10 protein-coding genes are annotated in these 13,907 nt (G+C 38.2%); 8 read left to right on the top strand and 2 right to left on the bottom strand.

The window, feature by feature from the left end:
• Positions 1–145: 145 nt before the first annotated feature.
• The 8 genes from trmD (at position 146) to argH (ending at position 8,649) form a co-directional block, all read left to right on the top strand.
• Positions 146–841 (top strand): tRNA (guanosine(37)-N1)-methyltransferase TrmD, encoded by a 696-nt coding sequence (trmD, locus tag PN450_RS11110; RefSeq protein ID WP_148760403.1) that lies wholly within the window; start codon positions 146–148, stop codon positions 839–841.
• A 156-nt stretch (positions 842–997) separates the two neighbouring features.
• Positions 998–1,480: a 2-C-methyl-D-erythritol 2,4-cyclodiphosphate synthase gene (gene ispF, locus PN450_RS11105; protein ID WP_271836306.1), complete on the top strand. Its 483-nt coding sequence runs from the start codon at positions 998–1,000 to the stop codon at positions 1,478–1,480.
• Between the two features lie 26 nt (positions 1,481–1,506).
• On the top strand, positions 1,507–2,052 hold the full coding sequence (locus PN450_RS11100; protein ID WP_271836304.1) for a hypothetical protein: 546 nt from the start codon (positions 1,507–1,509) through the stop codon (positions 2,050–2,052).
• 55 nt (positions 2,053–2,107) lie between these two features.
• Positions 2,108–3,889 carry an ABC transporter substrate-binding protein gene (locus tag PN450_RS11095; RefSeq protein ID WP_271836302.1) on the top strand — a complete coding sequence of 594 codons (1,782 nt, stop codon included), beginning with the start codon at positions 2,108–2,110 and terminating at the stop codon, positions 3,887–3,889.
• 98 nt (positions 3,890–3,987) lie between these two features.
• Complete coding sequence (locus PN450_RS11090) at positions 3,988–5,769, top strand: ABC transporter substrate-binding protein (RefSeq protein ID WP_271836300.1); 1,782 nt, start codon at positions 3,988–3,990, stop codon at positions 5,767–5,769.
• 148 nt (positions 5,770–5,917) lie between these two features.
• Positions 5,918–6,703, top strand: a complete 786-nt coding sequence (gene larB, locus PN450_RS11085) for a nickel pincer cofactor biosynthesis protein LarB (RefSeq protein ID WP_168696100.1) — start codon at positions 5,918–5,920, stop codon at positions 6,701–6,703.
• A 100-nt stretch (positions 6,704–6,803) separates the two neighbouring features.
• Complete coding sequence (locus PN450_RS11080) at positions 6,804–7,016, top strand: hypothetical protein (RefSeq protein ID WP_148760391.1); 213 nt, start codon at positions 6,804–6,806, stop codon at positions 7,014–7,016.
• Positions 7,017–7,260: 244 nt separating this feature from the next.
• Positions 7,261–8,649, top strand: coding sequence for an argininosuccinate lyase (gene argH, locus PN450_RS11075; RefSeq protein WP_213713279.1), 1,389 nt, complete (start codon positions 7,261–7,263; stop codon positions 8,647–8,649).
• An 856-nt stretch (positions 8,650–9,505) separates the two neighbouring features.
• Here argH and PN450_RS11070 read toward each other — a convergent pair.
• Both PN450_RS11070 and PN450_RS11065 read right to left on the bottom strand, forming a co-directional pair.
• Complete coding sequence (locus PN450_RS11070) at positions 9,506–11,662, bottom strand: polyribonucleotide nucleotidyltransferase (RefSeq protein ID WP_168696101.1); 2,157 nt, start codon at positions 11,660–11,662, stop codon at positions 9,506–9,508.
• Between the two features lie 765 nt (positions 11,663–12,427).
• Entirely contained in the window at positions 12,428–13,108 is a 681-nt protein-coding gene (locus PN450_RS11065) for a Uma2 family endonuclease (protein WP_271836297.1), read from the bottom strand.
• Between the last annotated feature and the right edge of the window lie 799 nt (positions 13,109–13,907).

Here is a 13,907-nt window from a genome sequence, read left to right as displayed (position 1 = left end):
CTCCTGAACTCCTGAACTCCTGAACTCCTGACTCCTGACTCGGTGACTCCTGAACTCCTGACTCCTGACTCATGTGCTACGTTATCAGTTATTCTGTTGGCTAGGTATCTACCCTTAAAATTAGTTCTATCGAGTCCGAATTACTGTGCGTTTTGATATAGTTACACTTTTCCCTGACTGTTTCACGTCAATTCTCAATTCTGGTTTGCTGGCTAAGGCCTTAGCTAAACAGATTGCTCAAGTGCATCTAGTTAATCCCAGAGACTTTACCACGGACAAACACCACAAGGTGGATGATGAAACCTATGGTGGTGGCGTGGGAATGCTGATGAAGCCAGAACCGATTTTCGCGGCTGTGGAGTCTTTGCCGATTCTACCCCGTCGTGATGTGATTTTGATGAGTCCCCAAGGACAACCGATGAACCAGCCCTTACTGCGCGAATTAGCCGCGAATTATGACCAATTGATTGTTATTTGTGGTCATTATGAAGGGGTAGATGACAGGGTGCTAAATTTGGTGACTCGTGAGATATCTTTGGGCGATTTTATCCTCACTGGGGGAGAAATTCCTTCTATGGCTTTGATTAATGGTGTGACGCGGTTGCTACCGGGAACTGTGGGTAAGGAGGAATCTCTCAAAAATGAAAGTTTTGAAGCGGGTTTGTTAGATTTTCCCCAGTATACTCGTCCTGCTAATTTTCGTGGTTGGAAAGTCCCAGATGTGCTACTAAGTGGTAATCATGCAGCAATAGCTCGTTGGCGTTTTCAACAACAAATTGAGCGCACAGCCTCCCGTCGTCCCGATTTGCTGAAAAAATGGCAAGAAGAGCAGAGGGAGTAAGGGGAATAGGGGGAGTAGGGGGAGTAGGGGGAGAAAAATATTCTTTTGCAACTGACAACTGTAAGGGCGAAGCATTTGGAAGATAAATTATCGGTAGTTGCGAAAAATGCTTCTCCAAATGCTTCGCCCCTACTAACAACTGACAACTAACAAACTATGAACATCAGAATTGGTAACGGCTACGATATACACAGATTGGTGAGCGATCGCAATTTAATTTTAGGCGGTATTCACATTCCCCATGAACTCGGCTTGTTAGGACACAGTGATGCTGATGTTCTTACCCATGCCATCATGGATGCAATGCTAGGAGCATTATCTTTAGGGGATATTGGTCATTATTTTCCCCCTACAGATCCAAAATGGAAAGGGGCTGATAGTCTTGTACTATTAGATCAAGTACATCAATTAATTCGTGACCAAGGTTGGAAAATTGGCAATATTGATTCTGTAATTGTGGCTGAACGTCCCAAATTAAAACCCCATATTTCTCAAATGCGGGATAAATTAGCCGCAGTTTTAGAAGTAGAACCAAATCAAATTGGTGTCAAAGCTACAACTAATGAAAAACTTGGACCAACGGGAAGAGAAGAGGGTATTTGTGCTTATGCTGTAGTTTTGTTGGTGGCTGGTGATTGATTCATAACTAATAGGAGAATAAGAGAATGTTTAGTTTAGATAAACCAGAAGAACTAATTAAAATCCGACTTATTTCTAGTATTTGGAATAATCAATTTGATTCACCGGAGAAAATAGAAAGTTTATTTCAACTGTCTTCTCCAGATATTATCGTCTTAGATCAAAATCAGCAAATTGCATTATTAGTAGATATCACAGCGCAAGAAATTCTGGAAAATCATGAAAATAATTTATCAAAAGTCAGCAATCTGTATTTACAAAACTCTCAAACAAACCCGCGATTTGTTATGTTAGCAAATTTAACAGAAATTAATGTTTTTAAATCTACTAATGGTGTATTTTCTAAACCAGAGATATCATTAAATACAGGAAAAATTCTCAGCCATTATGATTCAGAATTTTGTGAGAAAACAATATTTAATTTCTATTTGAAAACCCTCATAGTATCTTGGTTAAGAGATTTGAGTTATCACTGGAAATCAGAAATACCACCTGCCTCTGAAAAATTTGAAAAAATAGGTTTATTAGCAAAGATAAAAAATGGAGAAACATATTCACAAAACTATGAATAAGAGTAGATAATTTATATTTAATTACCAGTATCAGGAATATCAAAATATTAAAACCATGACATTACAAAAAATACTCAATCTTACGAAACGCTTTTTCCTATTAATCACAATTATTGCTTTTACAGCAACAACAATTACCGCTTGTAACCCAATTCAATTAAAAACCAATGCGGCTCAAGTTCCCCAATTAGTCAGAAGTATTCTGAATGATCCAAAAACATTTAATGCGGCACTTGGTTCTGAATCACCAAATATTTTTGATCTTACTTATGAAGGATTATTAACGCAAAATCCTATTAACGGTAAAATAGAAGGAGCATTAGCTCAATCATGGGAAATATCACCTGATAAAACCAAAATTACCTTTACCATGCGTGAGGGTTTAAAATGGTCAGACGGACAACCATTAACAGTTGATGATGTCGTATTTACCTACAATGATATTTATTTAAATGAAAAAATTCCCACAGATACTAGAGATGTTTTGAGAATTGGTAAAGATCGCAAATTACCAACTGTGAAAAAAATAGATAATAAAAGAGTAGAATTTAGTGTACCTGAACCATTTAGACCTTTTTTGCTAAATACAAGGGCATCTATTTTACCTGCTCATATTTTAGAAAAATCAGTGAAAACAAAAGATAAAGATAGTAAACTGGAATTTTTGAGTAAATGGAGTGTTGATACTCCCCCAGAAGAAATTATTGTTAATGGACCTTATAAAATTGAAAGATATGATACAAGTCAACGGATAATTTTTCGCCGTAATCCCTATTATTGGCGTAAAGATGCTCAAGGTAAATCACAACCTTATATTGAACGGATAATTTGGCAAATTGTGGAATCAACAGATGCTTCTTTACTCCAATTTCGTTCCGGTGATTTAGATTCTATTAGTGTTTCCCCTGATTATTTTTCGCTGTTAAAAGTTCAGGAAAAACAAGGGAATTTCACAATATATAATGGTGGTCAAAGTTCTAGCACTTTATTTCTTTCTTTCAACTTAAATAAAGGGAAAAGAAATAATCAACCATTAGTTGATCCTATTAAATCTCAATGGTTTAATAATGTCCAATTTCGCCAAGCGGTAGCTTATGCTATTGATAGACAAACCATGTTAAATAATACTTTTCGTGGTTTGGGTACTTTCCAAAATTCTTCTATTTCTGTTCTAAGTCCTTATTTTTTATCACCAGAAAAGGGACTAAAAATTTATAAATATAATCCTGATAAAGCGAAGGAATTACTAATAAAAGCAGGATTCAAATATAATGACAAAAATCTTTTAGTGGATAATCAAGGTAACGAAGTCAGATTTAGTTTACTCACCAATGCTGGTAATAAAATTCGGGAATCAATGGGTTCGCAAATTAAACAAGATTTGAGTAAAATTGGCATTCAAGTTGATTTTACTCCCTTGGCATGGAATACTTTTATAGGTAAGATATCTAATACTTTAGATTGGGAGGCTGGTTTATTAGGTTTAATTGATGGATTAGAACCTAATGATGGTGCTAATGTTTGGTCACCTGACGGGGGATTACATATGTTTAATCAAAAACCCCAATCTGGACAAAAGCCCATAGAAGGGAGAGAAGTTGCACCTTGGGAAGTGAAAATTAATGAACTTTATATTCAGGGCGCACAGGAATTTGATGAGGTGAAAGTCAAGGAAATTTATTGGGAAAGTCAACAATTAACTCAGGAGTATTTACCTTTTATTTATTTGGTAAATTCCTCTGCTATGTCAGCAATTAGAAATCGTTTTGAAGGTATCCAATTTTCTGTCCTTGGTGGTGCTTTTTGGAATATTCATGAAATTAAAGTTACGAAATAGGTAATAGTGAAGAAATTCTTACCAATTACCAATCACCAAAAACTTTCTAGGTTGGCTAGAGTCTAAATCATTCTCATATTAATATCTGGTAATAACCTATGACATTACAAAAAATACTCCATTCCACAAAACGCTTTTTCTTATTAATCACAATCATTGCTTTTACAGCAATAACAATTACAGCTTGTAACCCAGTTAAATTAAAAACCAATGCTGCTCAAGTACCTCAATTAGTAACGAGTATTATCAGTGATCCAAAAACATTTAATGCGGCGCTGAGTTCTGAATCACCAAATATTTTTGGTTACACTTATGAAGGATTATTAACTCAAAATCCTATTGACGGAAAAATAGAAGGTGTGTTAGCCCAATCATGGGAAATATCACCAGATAAAACCAAAATTACCTTTACCATGCGCGAAGGTTTAAAATGGTCAGACGGACAACCATTAACAGTTGATGATGTTGTGTTTACCTATAATGATATTTATTTGAATGAAAATATCCCTACAGATACTAGAGATGTTTTAAGAGTCGGAAAAGATCGCAAATTACCAACTGTCAAAAAAATAGATAATAGAAAAGTAGAATTTAGTGTCCCTGAACCATTTAGACCTTTTTTACTAAATACAGGAGCATCTATTTTACCTGCTCATATTTTAGAAAAATCAGTTAAAACCAAAAATAAAGATGGGAAATTGGAATTTTTAAGTAAATGGGGTGTTGATACTCCTCCCCAAGAACTTATTGTTAATGGACCCTATAAACTGGAAAGATACGATACCAGTCAACGGGTAATTTTTCGCCGTAACCCCTATTATTGGCGTAAAGATGCTCAAGGTAAACCACAACCTTATATTGAACGGATAGTTTGGCAGATTGTGGAATCAACTGATACTTCTCTACTCCAATTTCGCTCTGGAGATTTAGATACTATTGGTGTTTCTCCTGATTATTTTTCTTTGTTAAAAGTCCAGGAAAAACAAGGTAATTTTAAAATATATAATGGTGGTCCGAGTTCTAGCACTTCCTTTATTTCCTTTAACTTAAATAAGGGAAAAAGGAAAAATCAACCATTAGTTGATCCTATTAAATCTAAATGGTTTAATAATGTGAAATTTCGCCAAGCTGTAGCCTATGCTATTGATAGACAAACCATGTTGAATAACACTTTTCGTGGTTTGGGTACACCTCAAGATTCTCCTATTTCTGTCCAAAGTCCTTATTTTTTATCACCAGAACAGGGTTTAAAGGTTTATAAATACAATCCTGATAAAGCGAAGGAATTACTAATAAAAGCAGGGTTTAAATATAATGAAAAAAATCTCTTAGTAGATGATCAAGGTAATGAGGTTAGATTTGCATTGTTAACTAATGCTGGTAATAAAATTCGGGAGTCAATGGGTTCGCAAATTAAACAGGATTTAAGTAAAATTGGGATTCAAGTAGATTTTACACCATTGGCTTGGAATACCTTTATAGATAAACTTTCTAATACTTTAGATTGGGATGCTTGTTTAATAGGTTTAACAGGGGGTTTAGAACCAAATGATGGTGCAAATGTGTGGTCGCCTCAAGGGGGATTACATATGTTTAATCAAAAACCTCAAGCTGGACAAAAACCGATTGAAGGTTGGGAAGTTGCTGACTGGGAAAAGAAAATTGATGAACTTTATATTCAAGGCGCACAGGAATTTGATGAGGTTAAATTAAAGGAAATTTATGGGGAAAGTCAACAATTAACGCAGGAGTATTTACCTTTTATTTATTTGGTTAATTCCTATTCTCTCTCAGCAGTGCGAAATCGTTTTGAAGGTATTAAATTTTCTGCGCTTGGTGGTGCTTTTTGGAATATTCATGAAATTAAAATTACGAAGTAGGGAACAGGGAATGGGAATATTGATCTTTTTCTTTCCTTTACCAATCACCAATTACCAATCACCAATCACCAATCACCAATTACCAATTACCAATCACCAATTACCAATTACCAATTACCAATCACCAATTACCAATTACCAAAATTGCATGACACAACCCGAAAATTTGCGATCGCTCTTAGAATCCGTCGCCAATGGTACAATTAGCCCAGAGATAGCCTTTGACTCCCTCAAAAACTTACAATATGAATCTGTAGGTGAGTTTGCTAAAATAGACAACCATCGTCAATTAAGAACAGGTTTCCCGGAAGTAATTTGGGGACCAGGTAAAACACCGGAACAAATTGCTCAAATTATGGAAGTCATGCGCCACCGCACTTCCGTAGTCATGGCTACCCGCATTGAGCCAAAAGTATATTCTGCATTGCAAAAAAAAGTTAGAGGTATCCAATATTACGAACAAGCCCGAATTTGTGCCATTGTTCCTCCGGTGATTGAAGTCAGATTTCCTGGACAAATCGGGATTCTCTCCGCTGGTACTGCTGATTTAGCCGTCGCCGAAGAAGCCGCTGTCACTGCGGAACTTTCGGGTTTTTCTGTACAGCGTCTTTGGGATGTGGGTGTAGCCGGAATTCACCGTTTATTAAGTAACCGTCACCTGCTAGAATCATCATCAGTATTAATTGTGGTAGCGGGCATGGAAGGGGCTTTACCCAGTGTGGTAGCAGGTTTAGCAGATTGTCCAGTGATTGCCGTTCCTACCAGTATTGGTTATGGTGCAAGTTTTTCCGGTTTAGCACCTTTATTAACAATGCTCAATTCTTGTGCTGCTGGTATAGGTGTGGTCAATATAGATAATGGCTTTGGTGCGGCGGTTTTAGCGGGACAAATTTTAAGAACTTCAGAAAAATTACGCTTGACAGCAGAAACATAGTCAAGTAGCAGGGTAAAATAGAATATAATTGCCGTATTTTCTACTTCAATAGCTACTTTTACTATTTAATAGAATTTGTCAAGATTTTGCTTACAGTATTATGGAAAACCTGAATGATTTACTATTGCCATTTTTAGGCAATTTACACCAAAATATCACTTTTCTGGCTGATTACAGTCATATTAAAGACCCAGACCTTTTGGAGCAAATGCGACTTGGTTGGAATCACTTTATCACAACTGGGCAAGTTTGGGCGCTGTTTATTGGTGTAGTTGTTGGTTATCTGTTCAAAAGTTTAAGTAGTTTCGGCTAAATAGATTTTAGATTTTGAATTGATTTTCAGGAAAAATCTCTCAGGGTGTTTTCAAGGTTGCCAGCAAATATAATTTGCTACTACACAGGCAAAGTCGGCTTGCGTATATTAACACAAAAACAAGGGATTGAAACCCATGAAGATGTATTTTCTGTGTGTAAAGGCGGTTTCTAACAGCAAAATACAACATTGAATCTGCCTATCTTCTAGTATCTATTAGCACATTTTTCCTCTGTTCAGATTTATGACCGAAAAACAAACTTGGAGTCAGCGGTTTGAGTCCGCGCTGCATCCGGCGATCGCTCGTTTCAATGCAAGTATCAGTTTTGACATTGAACTCATCGAATATGACATTACTGGTTCTCAAGCTCATGCCAAAATGTTGGCTCATACAGGGATAATTTCCCATACAGAAGGGGAAGCACTGTTTAACGGTTTAGAACAAGTTCGTCAAGAATATCGTCAAGGGCAATTCCAACCCGGTGTTGATGCCGAAGATGTCCATTTTGCCGTAGAAAAGCGACTTACGGAAATTGTCGGAGATGTAGGTAAAAAACTTCACACCGCCCGTTCTCGCAATGACCAAGTAGGTACAGATACTCGATTATACCTCCGCGATCAAATTCAGCAAATTCGCCAGCAATTACGGGACTTTCAGACAGTCTTAGTTGATATAGCCGAAAAAAATGTCGAAACTCTGATTCCTGGCTATACCCACCTACAACGCGCCCAACCAGTAAGTTTAGCGCACCATTTACTGGCATACTTCCAAATGGCACAACGGGATTGGGAACGCTTGGAAGACGTTTGTAAACGAGTGAATATCTCCCCCTTGGGTTGTGGTGCTTTAGCGGGAACAACTTTTCCTATTGACCGCCACTATACAGCCAATTTATTACATTTTGACAATGTTTATGCTAACAGCTTGGACGGAGTGAGCGATCGGGACTTTGCCATAGAATTCCTCTGTGCTGCTAGTATCATCATGGTTCACCTCAGCCGTCTGTCCGAAGAAGTGATTCTGTGGGCATCAGAAGAATTTCGCTTCGTCACCCTCAAAGATAGCTGTGCCACAGGTTCTAGCATTATGCCCCAAAAGAAAAACCCCGACGTACCCGAATTAGTGCGCGGCAAAACCGGGCGAGTATTTGGTCATCTGCAAGCCATGTTAGTAATTATGAAGGGTTTACCCCTGGCTTATAACAAAGACCTCCAAGAAGACAAAGAAGGCATATTTGACAGCGTGAACACAGTCAAAGCCTGTTTAGAAGCAATGACAATTTTACTGCAAGAAGGTTTAGAATTTCGTCATCAGCGATTAGCAACAGCAGTTACAGAAGACTTTGCTAACGCTACCGATGTCGCAGATTATCTTGCAGCGCGGGGTGTACCCTTCCGCGAAGCTTATAACATTGTGGGCAAGGTCGTCAAAACCAGTATTGCCGCTGGTAAACTACTCAAAGATTTGCAGCTAGAAGAATGGCAACAAATCCATCCCGCATTTGCTGCTGATATTTATGAAGCCATAACCCCACGTCAAGTAGTTGCAGCCCGCAACAGCTACGGAGGCACAGGCTTTGTCCAAGTTAGACAAGCTCTTCTCAACGCCCGGACTCAACTCATTGTGAAATAAAGGGAACAGGGGGCAGGGGGCAGGGAACAGGGAACAGGGAACAGGGAACAGGAAAATTTTCTTCTTCCTTCTTCCTTCTGAACTCCTGACTCCTGACTCCTGACTCCTGACTCCTGACTCCTGACTCCTGACTCCTGACTCCTGCTATATGAAAGAGTAAAATTTAACCAGACATACTAATCAGCAGCGTCCATTGCTGCTGCGCCTGTGTCTTCCTCTTCACTCTTGGGCGGTCTTTGTTGGAATCTTCTGCCCATTCTACCTGTGGTGGTCCGTTTACGAAACTTTCTGGCGTAGGCCTGGTTTCGTAGCGCCTTTTCTTTTTTCGGGTTACGGCGCTTTGCCATATTCACCTCATTAATAAACAACAAAAAATTGGCATCTAGGCATTACTTAGGCCATATTAGCTACCGATATTATTGATATACTTTTTTAGCCTAGTGCAGCAATCAATACACTTTAAATAGCATACCATTATATCGCACTAAAAAGTCTAATGTCAACCAGAATTTAGGGAACACCAAAAAATAAATTACCCAATTTTGTGAGATGGGCATCCTGCCCGTCCTTGATGATTAGCGGGCAAGATGCCCGCACCACAAGAAGTTTTTGGGTATTTTTTTAATTATCAAGCATCAGTGATGTCAGAGAACGGATGGACAGAGAAAACCTACCCAAAAAAGAGTAGGAAAGGGTAGGGTTGCCCAGAATTTAGCTGACAGTTTGACACCCAATTAAATTTAATTTTTTATACTTAAATAATAAAGAATTCGACAGCGATGCCTACTAGCAAGGCATCGCGGATTTTAGATTTGCGATTCATCTGTAATCTAAAATCTAAAATCCAACCAGCGATTTAATGGTTTACCGCTGCTGCTTCCCGTGCTGCTGCTGCTTGATCTGGGTGAATACCCAAGCGTGTGAGGTTAATTCGTCCCTTATTGTCAATTTCTCGCACTTTGACAATCACCTCATCACCAACAGCTACTTCATCTTCAACCTTGCCAACTCGATAGTCAGCAAGCTGAGAAATGTGAATCATGCCTTCTTTACCGGGCAAAAATTCCACAAAAGCACCAATGGGTATAACTCGTGTCACACGACCGATGTAAACATCCCCTTCATGGAGTTTACGGGTCATGCCCTGAACGATGTTCCGCGCTCTCTTCGCCCGGTTTTCATCAACTGCGGAAATGGTGACAGTACCATCATCTTGGATGTCAATTTTTGCACCAGTTTCTTCAGTGATCCCCTTGATGGTTTTCCCTCCAGGTCCAATGACTAGACCAATCATGTCAGGATCAATCTTGATGGTCAACAGACGTGGGGCAAAGGGTGAAGTTTCTTCCCTGTGTGTGTCAATAGTCTGGAGCATTTTTTCCAGAATATGTAACCGGGCAGGTTTGGCTTGGTTGACAGCTTGGGCAATTACTTCTAAAGACAAACCAGATATTTTCATATCCATTTGCAAAGCGGTAATCCCAGTATCTGTACCGGCAACTTTGAAGTCCATATCACCTAAAAAGTCTTCAATGCCTTGAATGTCGGTAAGGATTCGCACTTCGTCCCCTTCCTTAATCAAGCCCATTGCCGCACCACTCACAGGTTTAGTAATTGGTACACCGGCATCCATGAGGGATAGGCTAGAACCACAAACTGAACCCATTGAAGTCGAACCATTGGAAGAAAGAACTTCCGATACTACGCGAATTACGTAGGGAAATTTTTCTTTGGATGGTAGTACAGGTAACAATGCCCGTTCTGCTAATGCACCATGTCCGATTTCTCGTCTCCCAGGGGCGCGTAATGGTTTGGTTTCGCCGACGGAGAAGGGAGGGAAGTTATAGTGATGCAGGTAACGTTTGGTTTGTTCTAGTTGCAAGTCATCGTTGAGGTTTTGGGCATCTCCGGGAGTCCCAAGGGTACACATTGATAGTACCTGAGTCAGTCCCCGATTGAATAAACCGCTACCATGAACTCGTTTGGGTATTATGCCAACTCGACAAGATATAGGGCGGACTTCATCAAGTTTGCGACCATCTACGCGGACATTATCTTCGACAATTTGACGGCGCATGAAGTATTTAGTAATACTTTTGAATGTATTGCCAAGAGCTTTAGAGTTTGCTGTAGCAGCAATGCGAATGGGGTCTTCTTCTGGTAAAGCTTTGATTTCATCAGCAATACTATCTTCAACTGCGTCCAAAGCAATATCACGATCAGTTTTAGTTAACTCAAATTGCGCTAAGATTTTTTTAATCTCATTACTAGCGCGATCGCGGATATAGTTTTCTAATGTCTGATCTGGTTCTGGTGGTGCTTCTTGCACCAGTTTTAGACCTAGTTCATCCAGTAAATCTAACTGGGCCTGAATTAAATCCCGAACTGCTTCGTAGCCAAAATCAATCGCTTCAATAATATCTCGCTCTGGCAATTGATTTGCACCCGCTTCCACCATGATTACCCCATCTGGTGAACCGGCGACGACTAAATCCAAATCTCCCGCTGCAATTTCTGCATAGGTAGGGTTAATAATAAAATCATCCCCCACTAAGCCTACTCGCACTGCGGCCATGGGTCCATTAAAAGGAATTTGGGCAATGAGGGTAGCAATTGAAGCACCTGTTACTGCTAACACATCAGGAGGGACTTGCTCATCCATTGACATAGTTATTGCCATAACTTGCAAGTCATCCCGCAACCATGAAGGGAATAAAGGACGGAGTGGACGGTCAATCAGCCGACTGGTAAGAATTGACTTTTCCGGTGGACGACCTTCTCGGCGCATAATTCCCCCAGGAATTCTTCCCGCTGCGTACAATCTTTCTTCGTAATCTACGGTCAGTGGCAAAAAATCAATGCCTTCCCGCGCTGCTGACCTTGTAGCCGTTACTAAAACAGTTGTATCTCCTGATTGTATCAAAACCGACCCACCTGCTTGGGGGGCTAGTAGGCCAACCGTCAGTCGAATATCCCGTCCATCAAAGGATATTGACTTTTCAAATTCTGCCATTCAGTTTTTTTTCCTTCTCTTACGCGATTCTCACTCTGTGGCAATCCTAACATTTATGCAGTCTAGACGGCTTCTGTAATGAACAAACATACAACAAAATTCTCTAAGTTAGCTGTACAACGGGCTTCATATCTGGGTTTGTTGTCTCAGTTCTATTTTTGCTGAACGATTTAATAATATTTTATCAATCAATTAAGATGTAATTAACTGTATGGTAATTGCCCCTGTCATTAAAAAGGAATTTTATGATTTGAATAATTAAATATTTTTGTCAGAATCAGGATGTCCAGGATTTAAGGATTTACAGGATTTTTCTTTGGATTTGGATTTTCGGAATTGAATAATTAAATATTTTTGTCAGAATCAGGATATCCAGGATTTAAGGATGTACAGGATTTTTGTTTGGATTTGGATTTTCGGAATTGAATAATTAAATATTTTTGTCAGAATCAGGATGTCCAGGATTTAAGGATTTACAGGATTTTTGTTGGGATTTAGATTTTTATGATTGGCAGATTCGCAGAGTATGGAATTGCTGAATAAAATATTTGATGGTGAAAGTAATGTAATCCTATTCATGCTGATTCAGATATTTTTATCGTCATTCACATAATTTTCATATCCACAGAATTTGGTGATTATCAAAAATATTTAATCTCTTCATCCTGACAATCCTTTAATCGGTGGATATCCTGATTCAGACATTTTCATCATTGGTTTATTAAAGCTGTTGTTGGGTTGCGCTGTCGCTTAACCCAACCTACATTAAATTGTATCAGGATCTATATTTAACTCCCGCAGTTTTGCTGCTAAACGTTCTGATTTTTTCGCTTCTTTTTCTGCGGTTTCTTCAGGTGTGGGAACTAGCTCTCCTGCTGGTGTAAAATACCGTAATAGTCCTTGATAAATTCCTAAATATAAACCTAGCTGACGACTCCACAAATATCCTTGCTGATTTTGTTCTAAAGGTTGATATTCTCCGTCTACTAAATGAAAACCTGCAAATTCTAGTGTATAAGGGTCGAACCAAAAATAATCAGGTGTGCGGAAGGTATTTTGATAAAGTTCTTTTTTATATTCTCTATCTGTATTAGCTGTAGTTGGTGAGAGAATTTCTAAAATGAAATTAGGATATTTACCATCTTCTTCCCAAACTACCCAACTTTTACGGGTTTTGCGTTCTGTTCCCAAGACGACAAAGAAATCTGGACCTCGGAAATATTCAGATTTTTTCTGATTAGGACTATAGTAAATAGTGAGATTTCCCGCAGCATAGAAATCATTTCTATCTTTCCATAACCATTTGAGACATTTAATTAAGAGCATAATTTGCTCTAGATGTAGTTCTGTTTCCACGGTCGGTTCATCACTATATAAATCACTTGGGGGAAATATTACATCTTGGGAGATGTTTTCTTTACATTCTAATTCTTGAGTAATCATCATGATGTGATACCAAGTAGTTATTTGTTGATTATAGCATTACGTAGGTTGGGTTGAGAAAACCCAATATTATATTATTCTTTTGTTGGGCTGCGCTGTTGCTTAACCCAACCTACATGACTGGTTGGATGATAATTTTATATTTCTCATGGAAGGGAATGTATATCTTTAGCAAGGTTAATTTAATTTGGTTATGTTTGTCAATATATTTTGTCTGAATCAGGATGTCCATGATTAAAGGATTTACAGGATTTTTGTTGGGATTTGGATTTTGATGATTTGAATAATTAAATATTTTTGTCTGAATCAGGATATCCAGGATTAAAGGATTTACAGGATTTTTGTTGGGATTTGGATTTTGATGATTTGAATAATTAAATATTTTTGTCTGAATCAGGATATCCAGGATTTAAGGATGTACAGGATTTTTGTTGGGATTTGGATTTTGATGATTTGAATAATTAAATATTTTTGTCTGAATCAGGATATCCAGGATTTAAGGATGTACAGGATTTCTGTTGGGATTTGGATTTTTATGATTGGCATATTTGCAGGACATAGGATTGCTCAATAAAATATTTGATGGTGAAAGTAATGTAATCCTATTCATGCTTAATAAGATATTTTTATCATCGTTCACAGAATTGTCAGATCCACAGAATTTGGTGATTATTAAAAATATTTAATCTCTTCATCCTGTAAATCCTTAAATCCTGGATATCCTGATTCAGACAATAAATATTTAATCTCTTCATCCTGTAAATCCTTAAATCCTGGATATCCTGATTCAGACAATAAATAT

Source organism: Dolichospermum lemmermannii CS-548, assembly GCF_028330815.1.
Taxonomy (GTDB): Bacteria; Cyanobacteriota; Cyanobacteriia; order Cyanobacteriales; family Nostocaceae; genus Dolichospermum; species Dolichospermum lemmermannii.
This window is presented reverse-complemented; position numbering and strand designations above follow the sequence as displayed.